This is a genomic window from Rhizobium sp. WSM1328 (assembly GCF_057653715.1).
This window is the reverse complement of sequence record NZ_CM172788.1, coordinates 2183926-2205026: the sequence shown is the minus strand read 5'-3', so window position 1 is coordinate 2205026 and position 21101 is coordinate 2183926. Positions and strand designations below refer to the sequence as shown.

Sequence of the window (21101 nt, the reverse complement as noted above, 5' to 3'; positions counted from 1 at the left end):
CTCCCGCCGCACGGAGCCTTGCGAACCGGCGGGTGAGGAGTGCTTCCATCGCGCCAGGGAGATCAGCTATTTTCCGCCACGGCCTCTTCGGGCTCGGCGTGGCGGCGCTTGCGGCCGCGCGCCGTCAGTTCCGCGCCGGCATCGTGCGGCAGGCGCAGGAAGGTGATGCAGGCCAGCGCCGAAATCGCCGAGACGCTGAAGAAGGCGATGTGGAAATCGGAGACTATCAGCCTGCCGTCGTGAAAGCTGCTGGAGATTTCGAGGATGCCGCCGGCGATCGCCACACCCATCGCCATGGAGATACGCTGGGCAACGGCATTGATTGCGGTTGCCTGGCTGCTGTCGGCGTCGTCGACATCGCCGAAGGCCATGGCGTTGACGCCCGAGAAAGCCATTGAGCGGAACAGTCCGCCGATCAGAAGGCAGGCCATGATCAGGAACAGCGGCGTTTCGGCGGTGAACAGACCGTTGATGCCGAGGAAGATCGCCGCCAGCAAGGTGGTAAGCGAGATCACCGTGCGGAAGCCGAAGGCATTGAAGGTGCGCGAGGCGGCGAATTTCGAGCCCATGGAGCCGAGCGCGCTGACGAAGGTGACCGAGCCCGATTGCAGCGGCGTCAGGCCGAAGCCAAGCTGCAGCATCAATGGCATCAGGAAGGGCAAGGCGCCGAGCCCCATGCGGAAATTCGAGGCGCCGAGGATCGCCGCCCGGAACATCGGATAACGGAACATCTTCGGATCGAGAAGCGGATAGGGCGCGCGGCGGGCATGGAGGAGGTAGATGAGGCCGGCAAGGATGCCGATCGCAACCGTGACATAACCGTAAATGACGGGCACGGCCGGCAGGCTGATCACCGACACGCCGAAGACGAAGCCAGAGAAGCCGATGCCGCAAAGGAAAAAGCCCGGGAAGTCCATCGGCCGCGGACTGCGTGGCTCGACGGCCGGCAGGAAACGCGTGACGAGGATGATGCCGAGCACGCCGATCGGGACGTTGATCCAGAAGATCCAGTGCCAGGTGAGGTAGGTGGTGAGGAAGCCGCCGATCGGCGGACCCATGATCGGGCCGATCAGAGCGGGAATGGTGAGCCAGGCCATGGCATCGACGAGTTCGTGGCGCGGTGTTCCCCGGACCAGCAGCAAGCGGCTGACCGGCGTCATCATCGAGCCGCCGGCGCCCTGAATCAGGCGCGAGATGACGAAGGCCGTGATCGAGTTTGAAAAGGCGCAGGCGATCGAGCCGATCATGAAGACGAAGATCGCCATGCGGAAGATGTTGCGCGCACCGAAACGATCGGACATCCAGCCGCTGATCGGGATGAAGATCGCCAGCGCCACGAGATAGCTGGTGACGGCGAGCTTCAGCGCGATCGGCGAGGTGCCGATATCGGCGGCGATTGCCGGCAGGCTGGTGGCGATCACGGTCGAATCCATCTGTTCCATGAACAGGGCGACGGCAAGGATCATGGGTGTGAGGCGGGGCACGGGCAACCGGGATGCTGCGATGGACTGTCTCAGTCCATACGCCTTCGGTGGCGATAAGGCCATAGGAACGATGGGGTGAAGAGGCTTGCCAAGCCGCTTCAAACCGACGCGGGGCGGCTGTCTGTTCGCTGCTGGATAGAGGGGGTGCGCGGTGACGTCTTGCTCCATTCTCACCTCCAGAGCATAGCACTGCCTCATCCTCAAACCACAGTCGAATTGGATGCCTCATCTTCGGCGCAGCGGCGAATCTTTCCTGAGCCGAAGACGAGGAAGCTGGCCGTGGCCAGCAGCCACGCACCGAGGCCACCGTAGAGCATCACCCAGCCGAATCCCTCGACGAGCGCGTCGCGGATGATGTTGGCGGGCAGATCGGGGAGGGAGGCGATGTTTCCGGCTGAGATGCGTTCAGCCATAGCCCGCAGTTGTTCCGGGCCGAGCGTCGCCGGCAGGACGTTTTCTAGATGTGAGAACACCCCGCTGACCAGGATGAAGCCCATCACCGCGATATTGATCGCGAGTGAGATCATCCGGGCGCTCATATCGATCCCCGATGCCATGCCGGCGCGGTCACGCGCAACTGCGCCTGTCGTCGTGTTGGTGACGGGGGTATTGGTCATTCCGAGGCCGAGGCCCGACAGCAATGCGCCGGGCAGCATGGTCAGCCAGCTTGCTGCGGCGGAGGCGGCTCCAAGCCGCATCAGCAGGAAACCGAGGCCGATCGTGAATAGGCCGATTGGAATGACGAGACCGGGGCGATAGCGCAGCGAGAGCCGCTCGGCCAGCGGCGGGACGATGAGCGTGGGAAGCGTATAGGCGAGCAGCGACAAACCGGCGGCGAGACTACCATAACCAAGGCCTGCCTGAAACCAGATCGGCAGATAGATCATGAAGGGCCAAAAGCTGATATTCATCGCGACCGAGCCGATTATGGCGCCGGAGAAGGCGCGGATGCGAAAGACCGAGACATCAAACATCGGCCGCGAATTGATCTTCTCTGCAACGATGAAGGCTATGAAACTTGCGGCAGAAAGGCCGATGGCTGCAAGGGCCGTAGTATTGTCAAAACCGAGGGCCGGCCCCTGGGTGATGTAGAAGGCAAGGCAGAAGACGGAAAGCGACAGGGTGGCGATGCCCGCGATATCGAGGCTTTTCGCCTCGGGGTCACGCGATTCACAGACACCGAAGACGGCGAGCGTGGCTGTCACGGCCGCCAGCACAACATGGACCAGGAACACCCATTCCCAGGTCGACAAGGCCGCGATCATAACGCCGACGAGCGGCCCGAATCCCAAGCCGATGCCGAAGATAATCCCCCACCAGCCGAAGGCCATGCTGCGCTGCCGCCCCTCTGGAAACTGGTGCGAGAGGACGGCCACTTGGCAGATCAGCATAGCGCCGCCACTCATGCCCTGGAGGAAGCGGGCGACGATCAGAACGGGTGCATTGTCCGCGAGCCCGCAGATCAGCGAGGTCAAGCCGAAGGCAATGATGCCGATCAGGAAGACGCGCTTGCGGCCATAACGGTCGGCCAGCGTGCCCGTTGCCATAAGCACCGTAGTCACCGCGATCGTATAGGCATTCATGATCCATTGAAGTTGCCGGAAATCGGCATGCAGCACCGCCTCCAGCGTCGGCAATATCGCGGGTACGCTTGAGATCTCCAGGCCGAACATAAGGGACGAAAGGCAGGCGGCTGCCAGGGCGACGATGCCCTGCAGCCTGGATGAGGCAATGGAAGCGGGTGGCATGGTTGGTCCTTTCAGCACGGGATGGGCGACGGTGAAATCCCGATGACAGGTGAAATCGGGGCGCTGCCGGTTCGAGCCACCATAGTCGGCGCTTGACCATAACTGAATTGGATGATTTTCTATTTCAGAAACAACAATTTTGGATGGTTGCTATAACAATGCTCGATGTGGATGCGGTGCGGGCGTTCGTGACCATTGCCGAGCTGCAGAGCTTCACCCGCGCCGCCGAGGCGTTAGGCAGCACTCAGGCGGCAATCAGCGTCAAGTTGAAGCGGCTGGAGGAGCGTCTCGGCCACAGGCTGATCGAGCGGACCCCGCGCTTGGTGCGCCTATCGGCGCAGGGCGCGGTCTTTCTTCAATCCGCGCGGGATTTCATCGGCGCCCATGATCGTGCGGTCGCAGCCCTTTCCTCGACAAGCCGGCACTTCACGCTCGGCATCGCCGCGCATGTGGCGGGGCCGGAGGTTCCGACGATTCTGGCGCGTCTCAGCGCTCACGATCCAGGGCTGACGATCGAGGTGCGGCTCGACAATTCTCGAGTGTTGCTCGATGCATTCGATCGCGGTGAGCTGGATGCGGCGATCATTCGCCGGGAAGAGGACCGGCGTGACGGTGAGGTGCTTGGGCCGGAGCATTTCGGGTGGTTCGCGGCACCGCAGTTCGAGTATCGCCGCGGTGAGCCGCTGCGTCTTGCTGCACTGTCGCCATCTTGTGGCGTCCACAACATCGCTACCCACGCGCTCGATGGTGCAGGAATCGCCTGGAACGAGGTTTTCCTGGGCGGGGGCTCGCTGGTGATGACGGCGGCGGTGTCGGCTGGGCTTGCGGTCGCGGCATTCTCCCACCGTCTCGCGCCGGTGGGCTCGATGGAAGTGAGTCAGCGCTTCAGCCTGCCGCCGCTGCCCTCGTCGGAGATCGTCCTGCATTCGACACTAACGGATGCAAGATCGCGCTCGGCGCTCAGAACCCTGGCTGCGGCGTTCAGGGAACATCGCGCCTCTGCCAACTGAACGCGGCTTCAACGCCACATCGGCTCGCGGCTTGCCGCCGCCGCGCTTTCCTGAAATAGATGCGCCGTCAGGTGCCCGTCGGTAAGGCGGGAGAATCGGGAATCCGGTGCAAGGCCGGAACGTGCCCAACGCTGTAAGGCCGACGCCTGCCGCTTCATCACGCCACTGGCTTTTGCCGGGAAGGTTGCGGCAGACGGATGACGCCGAGTCAGAAGACCGGCCTGGCTAGATAGACCGATCCGCGCGGACGGCGGGGCGGTTGCGTTGTTGGGGATTTGACGATGCGACCCTTTGATGAGGATGCCCTTTCGGCGGCGTCCGGTTTTTCCTTGGCCGAACGCGAGGCCGTCTATCACGCGATCAAGACGCGGCGCGACGTTCGCAGCCAGTTCCTGGCCGATCCTTTGCCTGATGATGTTGTGCAGCGGCTGCTGACGGCCGCCCATCACGCACCCTCCGTCGGCTTCATGCAGCCGTGGAATTTCATCCTGGTGAAAAGTGCCGCTGTGCGGGCGCGCGTCCGGGACGCCTTTGCGAGCGCCAACGACGAGGCGGCGCTGATGTTTGCCGGCGAGCGGCGGCAGGCCTACCGCGCCCTCAAGCTCGAAGGCATCGTGGAGGCGCCGCTCGGCATATGCGTGACCTGCGATCCCACGCGTAGCGGTAGCGTGGTGCTGGGACGCACGCACAATCCGAAGATGGATTCATACTCGACCGTCTGCGCCATCCAGAATCTCTGGCTTGCGGCGCGGGCGGAAGGGGTCGGAATCGGTTGGGTCAGCATTTTTCGCGAAGGCGATCTGAAGAGCATTCTCGGCATACCCGAGCATATCGAGGTGGTCGCCTGGCTCTGTGCCGGTTTCGTCGACCGGCTCTATGACGAGCCGGAACTCTCCGTCAAAGGCTGGCGGCAGCGGCTACCGCTCGAGGAACTCGTCTTTCATGATGGATGGGGACTGAACGCCTAGGGCAGTGCGGTGGAGCATCGCCTCAATCGCACAGTCACGCCATTGACAGTCAAGGTGAGCAAACCGGTATCGCCGACGCCGTGCGAGGCTGAGATGTCTTTATTCCTGACCGTCATATCGATACGCTGAAGGCGAAGTCCCGGAATTGGATATTCGGCTATCGGCGGCTCAATCGGAGGATAACGGCCCAATGAACATGATCGACTTGAAGGAACGCATCATCGTAATCACAGGCGGTGCGCGCGGCATCGGCTACGCGATCGCAGAGCGCGTCATCCAGTCTGGTGGCAAGGTGGCCATTTGGGACCTGAACGAAAACATGGCGAAGGACAGCGCTTCCGCTCTCGGATCCGGCACGGTTGCTTTCGGCGTCAATGTCGCAGATCCCGTATCAGTGAAAAACGCGGCGGGGAGGACCGAGGAGATTTTTGGCCGTATTGATGGCCTCGTCAATTCCGCCGGGATTACCGGTCCGGTAAAACCCACGATCGAATACGATGTCAGCGAGTGGAAAGATGTTGTCGATGTCTGCCTCACGGGAACCTTCAACTGCTGCCGGCACGTCGTTCCGGTTATGTTGAAGCGCGACTACGGGCGGATCGTGAACATCTCCTCGGTTGCGGGCAAGGAGGGAAATCCGAACATCGCCGCCTACAGCGCAGCGAAAGCCGGGGTGCTGGGCTTCACCAAGTCTCTTGGCAAGGAACTCGCAAAGACGGGAATCGCCGTGAACGCGGTAACGCCGACCACAGCAAAGACACCCATATTGGACGGGCTGACAGCCGAGTTTATCGAATATATGCGCGTCCGCATTCCGCGCGACCGTTTTGCCGAACTTCACGAGATCGCTTCGATGGTCGTCTGGCTGCTCTCTGAAGAGAACTCCTTCACGACCGCATCGACGTTCGACCTGAGCGGCGGTCGTACGACCTACTGACCATGCTCAAGCGACCCGCATTCACATCGCGCCGCACGTTCACGTGACATCGCTGTCATCTCATGCACCTTGGCACAACGCCGCTATAGCTCGGCCACCGCCGTTCCAGCTGTTCGATCACTGCTGCTGTTGCGGCTGCGGACCTGACGTTGCCGGGTTGGCGAGATCGATCGAGCCCTGATCGCCGGCCAGGAACTGCGGGCCGACCTGACGGACGCGGTTCTGCGCCGGATCGTAGGGGCGCTCGGGAACGGACGGCTGCGGTGCGATCTGCGCTGCCGCATCCTTCGCCGGGGGATTGGTGCGGATGGTGGTGATCGAGCCCTGCTGCGGCGGTTCGCTCAACGTCTGCTTGCCGCGCATCTCCTCGTAATAGGCGGTGAGATTGCAGGTGCAAGCGGACTTTTCCCCGGGCGTGCGGTTCTTGTAGGCAAAGGCATTTTTCATGGCGCTGTAGGGCGTGCCCGTTGCGACCGAGATCATGTTCGAGGCTTCGGTGCTCGTCACGTCACGATAGAACAGTTCGGTCTCGATGCCCGGGCACATCTTGGCGCAGGTCTGGGCGTCGCGGCCGAAATCGACCGAGGTGGCGTTCGAGCTGATCGGGAAGAAGCCACCGTCGCAGCTGCGCACACACATGGTGCTGACCGGCGAGAGCATCTCGGCCCGCGGCAGGTCGTAGCGCGGATCGACCTCTTCACCGCCGCCGAGCGGAATGAAGGTATCAGTGCGCATCGCCTGTTCCTCGACGCTCGGAGCCGGTTCGTTGGCGCTGCGATCGCTCGGAGCATAGAAATTTTCGCTGTTGCAGCCATTGCGGTCGAGAGCCGCGACCAGTTCGCGGCGCGCGCCGTCATCGGCACCGTTCTGGCCGGCCAGTTCGTTGCGGCGGTCCTGGAGATAGCGGATATTGTCGATCATGCGGGCTTCGGACTGCGAGAGTTCGGCGCAATAATCGGCATTCTCGCCGCCGATCACGACCATGCTGCCCGAGGTGCAGTCATTGCTGCGCAGCTCGTTGCGAACCTTGCGCAGCTCGAGGTTCTGTTCGGCCATGGCACTGGAATATTGGCGCGCCTCCGGGCCGTTGCCATTGCCGATCGATCGCGGCAAGTCGGCAAGGCGACCGCGCAGGTCCTCACAGACGGCGCTGCTTTGCGCGGCGGCCGGCGCCGCAAGGGCAAGGAGAAGGGCAAGAGACAGGTTTCGGCGTTTCACGGCGTCGTCCCGGAATGAGCAAAAGAATCGATCGGTCGATTGCGGCCTCGATCGCAGCGGGTTTCTCTTAGGGTATTTCTCTTAATAAGCTGGGATAAATTCCTAGCGTATTTTCGCGATTTTAGCCAGCGGACCGCCAGAGACCCAGTGTTCGATTATGAAGAGGCTGCCGGTGGTAATCAACGAGGCTAAGTGCTCCACTCCAATCTCCTCAGCGGCTTGGGGAACGTACTCATATCCGGACGTCGAAAATGACAGGTATTGTCAACGAACTCAGCTCCCCCGCAACGACAGTCGGGCTGCCGGAAACCCAAGACGGCTTCCACGTCTTCGTGGACGGTTGTTATGAACCGGGTTCTGGGCACGGAGGCTGGGCATTCGTCGTTTATCGCGATACCGCGGAAATCGCGTCCGGCTTCGGTGGCGCCGAAGATTCCGCCAATAATTCGATGGAATTGACCTCCGTGCTCAGGGCGGCAATCTGGATCAACAGCGAGGCAAGCGGCGAGCCTGTCACCATCTGGTCCGATTCCGTCTACGCCGTCAAAGGCTGCAACAGCTGGCGACATATCTGGAAGAACAACGGCTGGAAGAAGGGCAGCCCGAATGGGAATGCGCGAAGGCGAACGATCGCCAATGCGGAACTCTGGAAAGCGGTCGATCTTCAACTATCGCAGAATGGTCTGGTGACCATTGCCTGGTGCAAGGGCCATTCCGCCATTGCCGGCAACGAGCGCGCGGATGCGCTTGCGGATAAAGGGCGCCTGTCGTTACGGCGTGCCTGATATGTGTGACGTCAGGACATGTGTCGGGACGGCTCCAGGGTCTTTACGTTGGGTTGCCGGCTACCGGCTCAAGCCGGTTGCGATGCCTCGACGACGGCCAGCGCTGCCATATTGACGACGCCGCGGGAGGTGACCGAGGGGGCGAGGATGTGGGCGGGCAGGGCGGTGCCGAGCAGGATCGGGCCGACATGCAGGCCGTCGGTCATCGACTTGACCACACCGAGGGTGATGTTGGCGGCATCGAGGTTCGGGAAGACCAAAAGATTGGCTTCGTCGTGCAGGGTGGTGTCCGGCATGACGCGCTTGCGCAGTGCTTCGGTGATGGCGCTTTCGCCGTGCATCTCACCGTCGACCTCAAGGTCGGGCGCGGCTTCGCGCACGAGCTGCAGGGCGTTGCGCATCTTCGTGGCGCTTTCGGATTCACGCGAGCCGAAGTTGGAATGCGAAACCAGGGCGGCGCGCGGCGTGAGGCCGAAACGGCGGATTTCTTCGGCCGCCAGCACCGTCGCCTCGGCGACCTCCTCGGCGGTCGGATTGAAGGTGACGTAAGTGTCGGTGAAGAAGGTGGCGCCGCGCTGCGAGATCATCAGGCTGAGGGCTGAGAAATCGCGGACATTCTTGCGCTTGCCGATGATCTGGCGAACATCGCGCAGATGCTTCTCGTAGCGGCCTTCGAGGCCGCAGATCAGAGCATCGGCCTCGCCGCGCCTCAGCGCCAGCGCGCCGATGACGGTGGTGTTGGTGCGCACGATCGTGCGGGCGGCTTCCGGGATGACGCCGCGGCGGCCGACGAGGGAGAAATAGAGATCGACATATTCGCGGAAGCGCGGATCGTCTTCCGGATTGATGACTTCGAAATCCTGCAGCGGCCGAATGCGCAGGCCGTAGCGCTTCAGACGCGTCTCGATGACTTGCGGGCGTCCGATCAGGATGGGTTCGGCAAGGCCTTCTTCGAGCAGCACCTGGGCAGCGCGCAGCACGCGCTCGTCCTCGCCTTCGGAGAAGATGACGCGTTTGCGCTCGGCGGCCTTGGCGGCGGTGAAGATCGGCTTCATGACGAAGCCGGAGCGGAAGACAAAGCGGTTCAACTGGTCGAGATAGGCGTCGAAATCCTGGATTGGGCGGCGCGCCACGCCGCTCTGCTCGGCGGCCTTGGCGACCGCAGGTGCGATGCGCAGGATCAGGCGCGGATCGAAGGGCGAGGGGATGAGGTAGTCAGGGCCGAAGACCGGGGTCTCACCGGAATAGGCGCGGGCGGCGACGTCGGACGGCTCTTCGCGCGCAAGGGCTGCGATGGCGCGCACGGCCGCCATCTTCATTTCCTCATTGATCGTCTCGGCGCCGCAATCGAGCGCGCCGCGGAAGATATAGGGGAAGCAGAGGACGTTGTTGACCTGGTTGGCGAAATCCGAGCGGCCGGTGCAGATCATCGCGTCGGGACGGGCAGCGCGGGCGAGATCGGGCATGATCTCCGGCGTCGGATTGGCGAGCGCCATGATCAGCGGCTTGTCAGCCATCTGCGCCAGCAGCTCGGGCTTCAGCACGCCGGCGGCCGAAAGGCCAAGGAAGACGTCGGCGCCGCCGATATTTTCGGCGAGCGTGCGCGTATCGCTCTTCTGGGCATAGATGGATTTCCATTCGTCCATCAGCTCGACACGGCCCTCATAGACGAGGCCTTCAAGATCGTGGACCCAGATGTTTTCGCGTTTTGCCCCGAGAATGACCAGCAGGTTGAGGCAGGCAAGGGCGGCAGCACCGGCGCCGGAGGCGACGATCTTGATGTCGGCGATGTTCTTGCCGGCGAGTTCCAGCCCGTTCAGGATCGCGGCGGCGACGATGATCGCCGTGCCGTGCTGATCGTCGTGGAAGACGGGGATCTTCATCTTCTCGCGCAGGCGCCGCTCGACCTCGAAACATTCCGGCGCCTTGATGTCTTCGAGGTTGATACCACCGAAGGTCGGCTCCAGCGAGGCAATGGTCGAGACCATCTGGTCGACGCCTGGGGCATCGATCTCGATATCGAATACGTCGATGCCGGCGAATTTCTTGAAGAGCACGGCCTTGCCCTCCATGACCGGTTTGGAGGCAAGCGGGCCGATATTGCCGAGGCCAAGCACGGCGGTGCCGTTGGAGATAACGGCGACGAGATTGGCGCGCGAGGTATATTCTGCCGCCATTTCGGGATTGTCGCGGATGGCAAGGCAAGGGGCGGCAACGCCGGGCGAATAAGCGAGCGCCAGGTCGCGCTGGTTGCCGAGCGGCTTTGTCGCCTGGATCTCAAGCTTGCCGGGGCGGGGATAGCGGTGGAAGAAAAGCGCCTGTTCGTCGAGATCGCCGCTCGTCAGGTTCTTTTCTGTCTTCGATTTTTCCGGGTGATCCATCGCCGCCTCCGTGCACGTCTTTTGAGCTCCCTCCATACATCAATCGGATACGCACGACAGTATGGAAATGGCGGAGTTGGCGAGTTTTTGTCTGGGCAATAAAAACATCCCGCCCTCACGGACGGGATGTCGCTCCTGCCGATCGATGAGAGACCTCAGGCGGCGATGTTCATCCAGGCCGGGGCGATGGCGGTTCCGCGGCCGAGCCCGTAGCCGAGGCGGATATTGAGCATGCCCAGCGGTTCCAGGAGCTTGGCAGCGTCGAGGCCTCCAGTCTTTTCGACGGCAAATCCTGCGTCGACGACTAGTCTGGAAACCTTTTCCACCGCGTCTGCGTCATTTCCGGCGACAAATACCGGCACCTTGGCCGTGGCATCGTGGGACGCGTTGAAGAACTCGGCGAAGATGGTGTTGAAAGCTTTGACCACCCTGGCGCCGGTCGCGGCATTCTGGATTTTGTCGGCGGCGGAGGTTTCGTGACCGAAGAGCAGACCGGAGAAATCGGGCTTCAGGGGATTGCTGATGTCGACGACAATCTTGCCCGAGAGCGACGGCGAGGCGGCGATCTCAAGAGCGCTGGCATAGGGAACGGCGAGGATGACGATCCCCGCGGCGGCGATCGCCTCCGCAATAGTAGCGCTTTCAACGCCGAGGCTTTCGGCAAGGCTGCGCGCGGCCTGATCGTTGCGTGCCGCGACGATCAGGTCAGTCTTCCCGGCAAGGCGTGAGGCCAGGCCCTTGCCCATGTTTCCGATGCCGATAATTGCAGTCTTCATCGTTCTGTCTCCTGTTTCCGATGTGATGGCCACAGGGATACATCCGAAGTATTCCGTCGTTAATTGCATTGATCCCGATAACAGAGATGCATAAAAGTATCGAATGCCCGATCTTCTGAACTTGCAGACCCTCATTGCCGCCGCGACATCGGGGAGTTTCGCCGCCGCCGCGAAGCGGCTCGGCATTTCGCCTGCCATGGTCGGCAGGCGCATCCAGGCGCTGGAGCAGGAGTATGGGGTCAAGCTGATCGAACGCACGACGCGTACGCAGCGGCTGACCGAGGTCGGGTCCCGCTTCCTCGTCAAGGCAAACAGAATCATCGACGAGTTGGAGGAACTCAACGACATCTCCCGGCCTGACGCCGAGGCCATGTCGGGACGCCTGCGTCTAAGCGCTCCGACGACACTGGGGATCAAGCGGCTTGCGCCTGTCATGGCCGAACTCGCGGAGCGGCATCCGGCACTTTCGGTCGAGCTCAATCTCAGCGACCGCAATGTCGACTTGGTGGCCGAAGGGTATGATCTAGCGATCCGGATCGGCGAATTGAAGCCTTCGTCGCTTATCGCGCGGCGTGTCGGCAGCTATCATTTCGTCTGCCGCGCCTCTTCGGTATATCTCGATAGATTTGCCGTGCCGGAGAGGCCCGAGGATATTCGCCTCGGCCGCTGCATTCTCAACCTCAATCTCGTGCCCCGCGACGAATGGCCGTTCGAGACAAAGGGCGGTGAAGGTTTCACGGTTGGGGTTCGCGGCAACATCGAGATCGACAACGGAGAGGCGCTGCGAATGGCAGCGCTCGCCGGGGCAGGCATCATCTACGTCCCGGTGGATCTCGTGGCGGAAGACATAGCGGATGGCAGGCTCGTGGAAGTTCTCGCCGGCTGGCGGAAACTGGTGCTGCCGATCCACGCCATTCATCCGTCACGCCGGTTCGTGCCCGGCAGGGTTGGCGCGATCATTGATGCCATTGCTCGGGGGCTGCGGGATTAGGGATTGTTCCGCCGCGTGCGGGATTGCCGCCGCAGTCATCGATTTCCGATGAAAATTCAATAGGAAGTCGCTTCCTTTCTTTGCTGCCGCCGAGGGCTAATCCTTTTCGAAACTTGTTTGAGGATCGTAGCAAGCGCAAAATGCCGGCCGCGACGGTGCGGGGCGCCGGTCGCATGGAGGAAACCATGGACAATTTGAACCTCACGACCCTGCAAAGGGGGCAGACGATGGTCAATGACGTGGCCATCGATGCCTTTGCCGCCGGATTTCGCGGCAGTCTCCTGACCAGTAAGGACTTGGATTACAATGAAGCGCGGACGATCTGGAATGCGATGATCGACCGCCGGCCCGGGATTATCGCGCGTTGCGCCGGTGCTGCCGATGTTGTGCGGGCGGTAAGGTTTGCACGCGACAATAATTTGCTCCTTTCGGTGCGTGGCGGCGGCCACGGCATTGCCGGCAATGCGGTCTGCGAGGGCGGTATCGTCATCGACCTGTCGGCGATGAAATCGGTGCGGGTCGATCCGCAAACGCGGCGCGCCAGGATCGAGCCGGGTGCAACGCTTGCCGATGTCGACCAGGAAACGCTGGCCTTCGGGCTGGTGCTACCGACTGGTATCAATTCCACCACCGGCATCGCCGGCCTGACGCTCGGCGGTGGTTTCGGCTGGCTGACCCGTAAATTCGGGCTCACGATTGACAATCTGCTGTCGGTGGACGTGGTGACGGCCGATGGCGAGCTGGTCAAGGCGAGCGAAACGGAAAAGCCTGATCTCTTCTGGGCGTTGCGCGGCGGAGGCGGCAATTTCGGCGTCGTGACCTCCTTCGAATTCAAACTCAACCCTCTCAACACGGAGGTTCTTGCTGGGCTCGTCGTGCATCCCTTCGCTGACGCGGAAAGCGTGCTCAAGGAGTACCGGCAGGCGCTGGAGACGGCACCTGACGAACTGACCTGCTGGGTGGTGATGCGCCAGGCGCCGCCGTTGCCGTGCCTTCCCGCGGAATGGCACGGCAAGGAAATCGTCGTGCTCGCCATGTGCTATTGCGGAGACATCGCGGCGGGCGAAAAGGCAACGGCCAGATTGCGGGCGATCGGAAAACCGATTGCCGACGTCGTCGGTCCGGTGCCGTTCACCGGCTGGCAGCAGGCATTCGACCCGTTGCTCACCCCCGGTGCGCGCAATTACTGGAAGAGCCAGGATTTCGCCTCCCTTCCGGATGCGGCGATCGACGTGCTGCTCAACGCCGTGCGCAAGCTGCCCGGCCCGGAATGCGAGATCTTCATCGCCCATATCGGCGGCGCGGCCGGCCGTGTGCCGACCGAGGCCACCGCATTTCCGCAGCGCAGCTCGCATTTCGTCATGAATGTGCATGCGCGCTGGCGGGAAGCCGGGATGGATGGAAGCTGCATCGGTTGGGCGCGGGAGCTTTTCGAGGCAACCAAGCCGCATGCGGTCGGCACCGCCTACATCAACTTCATGCCCGAAGACGAAGGCGACCGCGTCGAGACTGCCTACGGCGCCAACTACGCTCGCCTTGCCGAGATCAAGCGGCGCTACGATCCGAACAATCTGTTCCGGATGAATCAGAACGTCAAACCGATGGCGGCCGTGCGCGCTGCCTAGCCCGACCATCCCGCGCTCGGGTGATATACTCGGGCGCGGGATGAGGCGCCAATCGCTTGTCACCCTTCGGTGAGTTCGATCAATTCGTGCAACAGCGCCGCGTCGTCCGAACCGGCATGGTCGTCAGGCCTCAGAACATGGGCAAGCCATGCTCCGTCCGCCGCCAGGCGAACGATCTCGAGCCGCATTCCCATGTCGGTTTCGGCGTGCCTGACCAGCCGGTCATTCATCCATCTGTGCCAGAGGCTTTTGGAGTAGGGGTCGGCGAGCACGGTCATCGTTTGCGCCGACCATGGGCTATTGTTGAGGGCGCGGTCGGCAAACAGGGTGCGGACATAGGCGCGGGTGAATGTGCCGTGGCCGCCCTTATCCTTTTCCAGTTCCTCATCGATCTCCCGGTCGAGGTTTTCCATCATGCCGTCGAACACAGCCTCTATAAGCGCCTGCTTATTGGGGAAGTGGTGAAACAACCCTCCCTTGGTCACGCCGGCAGCACTTGCGACCGCCTGCAGGCTGACTGCGGCGAGACCATGCTCAAGCGCCAGCTTGGTGGCGCAATCGAGGAGAGCCTGTCGCACGACATCCGGCTGTTTCTTTCTGTTGCGGGGGCTATCTACCAATGCATGACCTGTGTTCGAGATAAGCTTCGCGCCGAGACGGCTCGAGAAGATCAGTATCACTCCCGGGATCGCCGGGCCATGGGAGTTCCGGCCATGATAGTGCTATCATACCAACCGGTAGGTATCTTGCAAAGTAAAAAAAGATCGACTATCTGTCGGCTGAGGAGGCCCGCCGAACGTCATTTCGGCGGGCTGTGCTTTTTTGGACCCCAGCGGGACCAACAGGAAGGCTAGTGAACATGCTTTTTCGAACGAAATCATTGGGTTGTACGCTTGTCCTGGCGCTGATATTCGGCGCCGACCTGCCGGCTTACGCACAGGAAGGCGGCGCGATGCCGCCAACAGCCGTCAGCGTCCTGACGCTCAACGCGCGTCCGGTTCCCGTTATCAGCGAATTGCCCGGCCGCATTGCCGCGACGCGCGTTTCCGAAGTGCGGGCCAGGGTTTCCGGCATCCTGCAGGAACGGATCTTCGAGCAGGGCAGCCTCGTTCATCAGGGCGATGTGCTCTACCGGATCGATCCAGCGCTTTTCCGGGTCCGTGTGGCCAGTGCGGAAGCAAGCCTCGATCGCGCCAGGGCGACGCAGCTGAATGCCCGCCAGCAGCTGGACCGGCAGAAGTCGCTGCGCGACCGTGATGTTGCAAGCGGTATCGAATATGATGCGGCCGCCGTCGCCCTTGCCCAGGCCGATGCCGATGTCGCGCTGGCGCAGGCCGCACTCGACGAAGCGAAGATCAATCTCGGCTATACCGAAGTCCGCGCACCGATATCAGGCATCATCGGCGGCGCGCTGGTGACGGAAGGCGCGCTGGTGACGGCCGATGGAGGCGATGCGCTGGCGATGATCCAGCAGATTGACCCCGTTTATGCCGACTTTATGCAATCCTCCGGAGACCTGCTGGCGTTGAAGCGGGCGGTCGAGAACGGCAGCCTCACATCGACCGAACCAGGCAAGGCCGACATCAAGCTCGTCTTCGACGACGGCACCGTCTATGGCGAAGCCGGGAAGCTGCTCTTCAGCAGCGCCAGCGTCGATGCGACGACGGGCCAAGTCACCCTCCGCGGTGAATTCCCCAATCCGAAGGGCGACCTGCTGCCCGGTCTTTACATCAGGGTGCGCATCGAACAGGCCGTCCGAGAGAAGGCAATCCTTATCCCGCAACGCGCCGTCATCCGCACGGCCGACGGCAAGGCGCAGGTCTACGTCGTCCAGGAGGGAGACGTGGCACAGCCGCGGGACGTGGAGCTCGGTCAATCCTTCGGCAATGAATGGGTGGTCGAAAGCGGTCTGTCATCAGGTGAGCGTCTCGTTGTCGACGGCAGCCAAAAGCTGCAGCCGGGCGCAAAGGTCGCGCCGGAAGAGTGGCGGGATGGCCAGCTCGCGTCCGGTGACGCCAAGAAGCCGGAGTAAGGTCGATGGCACGTTTCTTTATCGATCGCCCGATCCTAGCCTGGGTCTTTGCGATCTTCATCTCCATCGCTGGCCTGATCGCGCTGCCGTTCCTGCCGGTCGCCCAATATCCCAAGGTCGCGCCGCCGCAGCTCAGCATCACCACCAGCTATCCCGGCGCTTCGCCCCAGGATATCTATCAGGGCGTCACCCGCCAAATCGAGGAAGAGCTGAACGGGGTCGAGCACCTTTCTTATTTCGAGTCGACGTCGGATACATCGGGCGCGATGACGATCACCGCGACCTTTGCGGCCGGCACCGATATCGACCAGGCCTCCGTCGACGTTCAGAATGCCATTCGCCGCGTCGAACCGCGGCTGCCGCAATCCGTCAAGGATCAGGGCATCACGGTCGAGGAGGCGTCGTCGGGCTTCCTGATGTTCATCTCGCTGACATCGACGGACGGGAAGACCGACGAGGTGGCGCTCGGCGACTATCTCAACCGAAACGTCATCGGCGAGCTGCGCCGTCTCGAGGGCGTCGGCCGCGCCCAGCTATTTGCGTCGCAGAGGGCGATGCGCATCTGGATCGATCCCGACAAGATGGTCGGCCTGAACCTCACAGCATCCGACATCAGCGCGGCGATCTCGGCGCAGAACGCCCAGGTCGCGGCGGGCCAGATCGGCGCAGCACCCAATCCGATCTCGCAAGACCTGACGGCGACAGTGCTGGTCAAGGGGCAACTGACCGACATCAAGGAGTTCGGAGACATCGTGCTGCGCGCCAATGCCGACGGATCGAATGTCCGGCTGCGCGATGTCGCGCGCATCGAAGAGGGCAGCGAGAGTTATAGCTTCTCCACCCGCTTGAACGGGCAGCCGAGCGCCGCCATTGCCATCCAGCTGTCGTCGACGGGCAATGCCGTCAACACTTCCAATCTGGTCAAGGCGAAGATGGAGGAGCTGTCGCGCTTCTTCCCTGCTGGCGTCGAATATTCCGTTCCCTATGATACCAGCCCGTTCGTTTCGGCATCGATCGAGAAGGTGGCGCATACGCTCGCTGAAGCCGTGGCGCTCGTCTTTGTTGTCATGCTCATCTTCCTGCAGAGCTTCCGTTACACCATCATTCCGACGCTCGTCGTGCCGGTCGCGCTGCTCGGGACGCTTGCTGTCATGTTTGCTGCCGGCTTCTCGATCAACGTGCTGACGATGTTCGCGATGGTGCTTGCCATCGGCATTCTCGTCGACGACGCCATCGTGGTGGTGGAAAACGTCGAGCGGCTGATGGCGGTGGAAGGGCTGTCACCGAAGGAAGCGACCAAGAAGGCGATGCGGCAGATCACCGGCGCGATTCTCGGGATTACGCTGGTTCTCTCCTGCGTCTTCGTGCCGATGGCGTTCTTCCCAGGCTCGACAGGCATCATCTACCGTCAGTTCAGCCTGACCATGGTCGTATCCATCCTGTTTTCCGCCTTCCTGGCGCTGTCGCTGACGCCGGCGCTCTGCGCCACTTTCCTGAAACCGATCAAGGGCCATCACGAGAAGAAGGGCGTCGCCGGCTGGTTCAACCGCAACTTCGACCGGCTGACCGGCCGTTATGCCCGCACCGTCGAGGGACTGGCCAAGCGCTCCTGGCGGGTCATGGCCGTCTATGTCGCGCTGCTCATCGGCCTTGGCTATCTTTTCGTCAACCTGCCGAGCAGCTTCGTGCCGGACGAGGATCAGGGCTTCCTGATCGTCGACGTGCAGGGACCGCCGGAGGCGAGCCGCAACCGCACGGTGGCCTCGCTCGAAAGCATCGAGGCAATCTTCAAGAAAGAGCCGGCCGTTGCCAACGTCGTCGCGATCCAGGGCTTCAGCTTCTCCGGGCAGGGACCGAACGCCGCCCTGGTGTTTGTCACGCTCAAGGACTGGGCCGAACGCGGCGCCGGCAATTCGGTGCAGGAGATCTCCAACCGCGCCAATATGCAGCTGTTTGGGCTGAAGGACGCGACGTCCTTCGCGCTGTCGCCGCCGCCGATCGAAGGGTTCGGCACGACCAACGGCTTCACCTTCCGCCTTCAGGATCGCGGGGCGAAAGGCCAGGCGGCACTGACCGAGGCGGCGGGAATGCTGATCGGCAAGGCATCGCAGAACCCCATCATCGCAGGTATCCGCCCGGAAGGCATGCCTGACTCGGCCCAGCTCGTGCTCGTCATCGATCGCGAGAAGGCAAATACCTTCGGTGTCGCCTTCGCCGACATCAACAGCACGATCACCGCCAATCTGGGTTCGAGCTATGTCAACGACTTCCCGAATTCGGGCCGCATGCAGCGCGTCATCGTGCAGGCGCAGGACAAGAGCAGGCTTCAGGCGGAAGACCTGATGAAGCTCAATGTCCGCAATGCGAGCGGCGGCATGGTGCCGCTATCGTCCTTCGCCGTCGCCGAATGGCAGAAGGGACCGGCGCAGATCGTCGGCTATAACGGCTACCCTTCCGTGCGTATCTCTGGCGCTCCGGCGCCGGGATATTCATCGGGGGCGGCGATTACCGAAATGGAGCGGCTGGCCTCGGAACTTCCCGACGGCTTCGGCTTCGAATGGACCGGCCAGTCGCTGGAGGAGCTGAGATCGGGATCGCAGGCGCCGTTCCTGTTCGGCCTCAGCATCCTCTTCGTCTTCCTGCTGCTGTCGGGGCTTTACGAGAGTTGGTCCATCCCGTTGTCGGTGATGCTGGTCGTGCCGCTTGGCGTCATCGGCTGCGTGCTCGCGGTGATGAGCCGCGACATGTCCAACGACATCTACTTCAAGGTCGGTCTGATCGCGATCATCGGATTGTCGGCAAAGAACGCCATCCTGATCGTCGAATTCGCCAAGGACGGTTTTGCCGAGGGCAAATCGCTGATGGATGCCGCGATCGAAGGCGCTCGTCTGCGCTTCCGACCGATCATCATGACCTCACTCGCCTTCACATTGGGCGTGGTGCCTCTGGCGATCGCCACCGGGCCAAGTGCGGCGAGCCAAAATGCCATCGGCACGGGCGTGCTCGGCGGCATGATCTCGGCGACGGTGCTGGCGATCTTCTTCGTTCCCGTCTTCTTCGTCTTCGTGCTGCGTCTCTTGAGGACGAAGCGGCCCGAGACTGTGAACGAGGAGGCGGCGGCCGGGCAGGAGCCGGCAACCGTGACGTCGCCGACCTGAGGTGAAGAATTGGCGGGTTGCCTTACGCAACCCGCCACAGACCTTTGCGGCGGTCCGATTTCGGAATTATGCAGTCGGCTTCGGCGTGATCGTCACGTCGGCGCCATGGGCATCGCGCAGTTCGCCTTCCTGTCCCGGCTGCCGGTCGGCGGCCTGATGCAACAAGATCGACTCGTATCCTTGCGAGCGCGTCCCCTCGATCAGGGTGATATCGGCGTTTCCAGGATTGTCGGAGCGCTCGAACCACTCGACGGGGCGGTGCAGGAAATTCATTTCGACCGCCCGGTTGGTGACGCCATGGCCGACGATCACGACGTTGTGGTCGCTATTTTCTGCATCGTGCATGACGGTTTGCAGGAACAGGCGCACCCGCTGGGCCACATCCGCCCGGCTTTCGCCATCCGGCGGCCGTGCGTAGAACTTGCCGCTGTTGCTGCGCAGCCTCGCCCATTTTTCGAACTCCTCGGGAAACTTCTGCTTCTGTTCCGCGTGATCGTAGATTTCGGTGAAGAGACCGAAATCCTGCTCGCGCAGCAGATAATCCTCCCTGATATCGCCGACGAAACTTTCCGGCAGGGCTTCGAGCAGCGCATCCTTGCTCTGCCGGGTCCTCAGAAAGGGCGAGTACCAGATATGCAGCTTGCCGAAACCAGCGCTCGGCAATGCTTGCAGGTAGGAGGCGATCACGCCGCCTGCTTCGAGAGCCTGCCGATGGCCCCATCGCGTCAGCGGCACATTGTGATCGCCGAATTGACGGTAGGCCTGTTCGTTGATGTTGCCGAGGGATTCGCCGTGGCGAACGAGAAAGAGACGCATCAGCCATCCCGCATTGTCGAATATGAATCGCCGTCATCATGAACGCCCTGAATGCACAGGGCAACCTTGTCGGCGGGCCTGGCGGCGACGGGCATACAGCCCGCGTGGCGACGGCCATGCGGCCCGCGTGGCGAACGGCCATGCGGCCGCGTGGGATGAACAGGTTTGCAGGGCTTTTCCCCAGCTTGTCATCTTTCTGAAACACGAGTCTGGTTTTGGAAGGTTAGATGAAAGATGGGACATGAGCGGCAGCTCGTGAAAGACATGATGGAACCCAGACATTTCCGCACGCTCTTCATTTCCGATGTCCATCTCGGCTCGAAGGCCGCGAAGGCCGACTTCCTGCTGGATTTCCTGCGCCACCACGAGGCCGATACGATCGTGCTCGTCGGCGACATCGTCGACGGCTGGCGCCTGAAGCGCAGCTGGTACTGGCCACAGGTCTGCAACGACGTCGTCCAGAAACTGTTGCGCAAGGCGCGCAAGGGCACGCGCGTCGTTTATATTCCCGGCAATCACGACGAATTCCTGCGCGCCTTCCCGGGCATGCATTTCGGCGGCATCGAGGTCGTCGAGCGTATGATGCATGACGGCGCCGACGGCAGAAAATATCTGATCCTGCATGGCGACGAGTTCGACGTCGTCGTCCGCAACGCCCGACTGCTCGCCTATCTCGGCGACTGGGCCTATGACACGGCAATCCGCATCAACATCATCCTGGCGGCGGTGCGCCGCCGACTCGGCATGCCCTACTGGTCGTTCTCGGCCTGGGCGAAGCTGCAGGTCAAGCATGCTGTCAACTTTATCGGCGAATTTGAGCGCGTCGTGGCCGAGGAAGCCCGCAAAAACGGCGCCGATGGGGTGATCTGCGGACATATCCATCATGCCATCATTCAGGACATGGACGGTATCCGCTACATCAACACCGGCGATTGGGTGGAAAGCTGCACGGCTGTCGCCGAGCACGAGGATGGCACGTTCGAACTGATCACCTGGCGGGCGCTCGCCAGCAGCGTGCCGGCGCTTGCCGCTATCGAAATGCATGACGAGGGCGAACTGGCCCCGCAAGCCGCCTGATTTTGGCGCCGGCGCATCCGCGCCTGCGCTCCCACGAATTTAGCCGTTACCGTCAGGCGACAGGCCCTATTTATTTTCTAAAACGTTTCAGAACG

The 21101-nt window shown here is 62.1% G+C and carries 16 protein-coding genes and 1 riboswitch; of the genes, 9 read left to right on the top strand and 7 right to left on the bottom strand.

The genetic code is table 11. From position 1 onward, the window contains the following. Positions 1 to 62: 62 nt before the first annotated feature. Together AC2444_RS11215 and AC2444_RS11210 are read right to left on the bottom strand one after the other, a co-directional pair. A complete protein-coding gene (locus AC2444_RS11215) occupies positions 63 to 1466 on the bottom strand; it encodes an MFS transporter (RefSeq protein WP_041935534.1) in 1404 nt (467 codons plus the stop codon). Positions 1467 to 1684: 218 nt separating this feature from the next. Further along, entirely contained in the window at positions 1685 to 3232 is a 1548-nt protein-coding gene (locus tag AC2444_RS11210; RefSeq protein ID WP_012757697.1) for an MFS transporter, read from the bottom strand. Positions 3233 to 3384: 152 nt separating this feature from the next. On the opposite strand from AC2444_RS11210, the gene AC2444_RS11205 reads away from it, so the two are divergent. The 3 genes from AC2444_RS11205 (at position 3385) to AC2444_RS11195 (ending at position 6147) form a co-directional block, all read left to right on the top strand. Beyond that, entirely contained in the window at positions 3385 to 4242 is an 858-nt protein-coding gene (locus tag AC2444_RS11205; RefSeq protein ID WP_041935663.1) for a LysR family transcriptional regulator, read from the top strand. A gap of 52 nt (positions 4243 to 4294) precedes the next feature. Further along, positions 4295 to 4481: riboswitch (cobalamin riboswitch) on the top strand. 42 nt (positions 4482 to 4523) lie between these two features. Continuing rightward, positions 4524 to 5210, top strand: coding sequence for a 5,6-dimethylbenzimidazole synthase (gene bluB / locus AC2444_RS11200; protein ID WP_012757695.1), 687 nt, complete (start codon positions 4524 to 4526; stop codon positions 5208 to 5210). Positions 5211 to 5400: 190 nt separating this feature from the next. Further along, positions 5401 to 6147, top strand: a complete 747-nt coding sequence (locus tag AC2444_RS11195; RefSeq protein ID WP_012757694.1) for an SDR family NAD(P)-dependent oxidoreductase — start codon at positions 5401 to 5403, stop codon at positions 6145 to 6147. A 117-nt stretch (positions 6148 to 6264) separates the two neighbouring features. On the opposite strand, the gene AC2444_RS11190 is transcribed toward AC2444_RS11195, so the two are convergent. Then, a complete protein-coding gene (locus AC2444_RS11190; protein ID WP_012757693.1) occupies positions 6265 to 7365 on the bottom strand; it encodes a DUF2865 domain-containing protein in 1101 nt (366 codons plus the stop codon). A 251-nt stretch (positions 7366 to 7616) separates the two neighbouring features. Here AC2444_RS11190 and AC2444_RS11185 point away from each other — a divergent pair, with 251 nt between their 5' ends. Continuing rightward, positions 7617 to 8150, top strand: coding sequence for a ribonuclease H family protein (locus AC2444_RS11185; RefSeq protein ID WP_012757691.1), 534 nt, complete (start codon positions 7617 to 7619; stop codon positions 8148 to 8150). Positions 8151 to 8218: 68 nt separating this feature from the next. On the opposite strand, the gene AC2444_RS11180 is transcribed toward AC2444_RS11185, so the two are convergent. Both AC2444_RS11180 and AC2444_RS11175 read right to left on the bottom strand, forming a co-directional pair. Further along, positions 8219 to 10531 carry an NADP-dependent malic enzyme gene (locus tag AC2444_RS11180; protein ID WP_017994246.1) on the bottom strand — a complete coding sequence of 771 codons (2313 nt, stop codon included), beginning with the start codon at positions 10529 to 10531 and terminating at the stop codon, positions 8219 to 8221. Positions 10532 to 10686: 155 nt separating this feature from the next. Continuing rightward, positions 10687 to 11307, bottom strand: coding sequence for an NADPH-dependent F420 reductase (locus tag AC2444_RS11175; protein WP_012757689.1), 621 nt, complete (start codon positions 11305 to 11307; stop codon positions 10687 to 10689). Between the two features lie 103 nt (positions 11308 to 11410). Between AC2444_RS11175 and AC2444_RS11170 the strand changes: the two genes are divergently transcribed. Both AC2444_RS11170 and AC2444_RS11165 read left to right on the top strand, forming a co-directional pair. Then, complete coding sequence (locus tag AC2444_RS11170; protein WP_012757688.1) at positions 11411 to 12298, top strand: LysR family transcriptional regulator; 888 nt, start codon at positions 11411 to 11413, stop codon at positions 12296 to 12298. A gap of 185 nt (positions 12299 to 12483) precedes the next feature. Next, the gene (locus tag AC2444_RS11165; protein WP_128450364.1) at positions 12484 to 13923 is read left to right on the top strand and encodes an FAD-binding oxidoreductase; all 1440 of its coding nucleotides are present in this window, start codon (positions 12484 to 12486) and stop codon (positions 13921 to 13923) included. A 59-nt stretch (positions 13924 to 13982) separates the two neighbouring features. On the opposite strand, the gene AC2444_RS11160 is transcribed toward AC2444_RS11165, so the two are convergent. Continuing rightward, positions 13983 to 14543: a TetR/AcrR family transcriptional regulator gene (locus AC2444_RS11160; protein WP_012757686.1), complete on the bottom strand. Its 561-nt coding sequence runs from the start codon at positions 14541 to 14543 to the stop codon at positions 13983 to 13985. Between the two features lie 239 nt (positions 14544 to 14782). Between AC2444_RS11160 and AC2444_RS11155 the strand changes: the two genes are divergently transcribed. Continuing rightward, positions 14783 to 15955, top strand: coding sequence for an efflux RND transporter periplasmic adaptor subunit (locus AC2444_RS11155; RefSeq protein WP_012757685.1), 1173 nt, complete (start codon positions 14783 to 14785; stop codon positions 15953 to 15955). 5 nt (positions 15956 to 15960) lie between these two features. After that, entirely contained in the window at positions 15961 to 19113 is a 3153-nt protein-coding gene (locus AC2444_RS11150; protein WP_012757684.1) for an efflux RND transporter permease subunit, read from the top strand. Between the two features lie 66 nt (positions 19114 to 19179). Here AC2444_RS11150 and AC2444_RS11145 read toward each other — a convergent pair whose 3' ends face one another. Beyond that, positions 19180 to 19929, bottom strand: coding sequence for a histidine phosphatase family protein (locus AC2444_RS11145; RefSeq protein WP_012757683.1), 750 nt, complete (start codon positions 19927 to 19929; stop codon positions 19180 to 19182). A gap of 234 nt (positions 19930 to 20163) precedes the next feature. Here AC2444_RS11145 and AC2444_RS11140 point away from each other — a divergent pair, with 234 nt between their 5' ends. Next, the gene (locus tag AC2444_RS11140) at positions 20164 to 21006 is read left to right on the top strand and encodes a UDP-2,3-diacylglucosamine diphosphatase (protein ID WP_017994239.1); all 843 of its coding nucleotides are present in this window, start codon (positions 20164 to 20166) and stop codon (positions 21004 to 21006) included. Positions 21007 to 21101: the final 95 nt, after the last annotated feature.

Bases quoted from the DNA above. Each gene is read 5' to 3' on its own strand.
- AC2444_RS11215 (WP_041935534.1), bottom strand. From the start codon at position 1,466: ATGATCCTTGCCGTCGCCCTGTTCATGGAACAGATGGATTCGACCGTG.
- AC2444_RS11210 (WP_012757697.1), bottom strand. From the start codon at position 3,232: ATGCCACCCGCTTCCATTGCCTCATCCAGGCTGCAGGGCATCGTCGCC.
- bluB (WP_012757695.1), top strand. From the start codon at position 4,524: ATGCGACCCTTTGATGAGGATGCCCTTTCGGCGGCGTCCGGTTTTTCC.
- AC2444_RS11195 (WP_012757694.1), top strand. From the start codon at position 5,401: ATGAACATGATCGACTTGAAGGAACGCATCATCGTAATCACAGGCGGT.
- AC2444_RS11185 (WP_012757691.1), top strand. From the start codon at position 7,617: ATGACAGGTATTGTCAACGAACTCAGCTCCCCCGCAACGACAGTCGGG.
- AC2444_RS11180 (WP_017994246.1), bottom strand. From the start codon at position 10,531: ATGGATCACCCGGAAAAATCGAAGACAGAAAAGAACCTGACGAGCGGC.
- AC2444_RS11175 (WP_012757689.1), bottom strand. From the start codon at position 11,307: ATGAAGACTGCAATTATCGGCATCGGAAACATGGGCAAGGGCCTGGCC.
- AC2444_RS11170 (WP_012757688.1), top strand. From the start codon at position 11,411: ATGCCCGATCTTCTGAACTTGCAGACCCTCATTGCCGCCGCGACATCG.
- AC2444_RS11165 (WP_128450364.1), top strand. From the start codon at position 12,484: ATGGACAATTTGAACCTCACGACCCTGCAAAGGGGGCAGACGATGGTC.
- AC2444_RS11155 (WP_012757685.1), top strand. From the start codon at position 14,783: ATGCTTTTTCGAACGAAATCATTGGGTTGTACGCTTGTCCTGGCGCTG.
- AC2444_RS11150 (WP_012757684.1), top strand. From the start codon at position 15,961: ATGGCACGTTTCTTTATCGATCGCCCGATCCTAGCCTGGGTCTTTGCG.
- AC2444_RS11145 (WP_012757683.1), bottom strand. From the start codon at position 19,929: ATGCGTCTCTTTCTCGTTCGCCACGGCGAATCCCTCGGCAACATCAAC.
- AC2444_RS11140 (WP_017994239.1), top strand. From the start codon at position 20,164: ATGGGACATGAGCGGCAGCTCGTGAAAGACATGATGGAACCCAGACAT.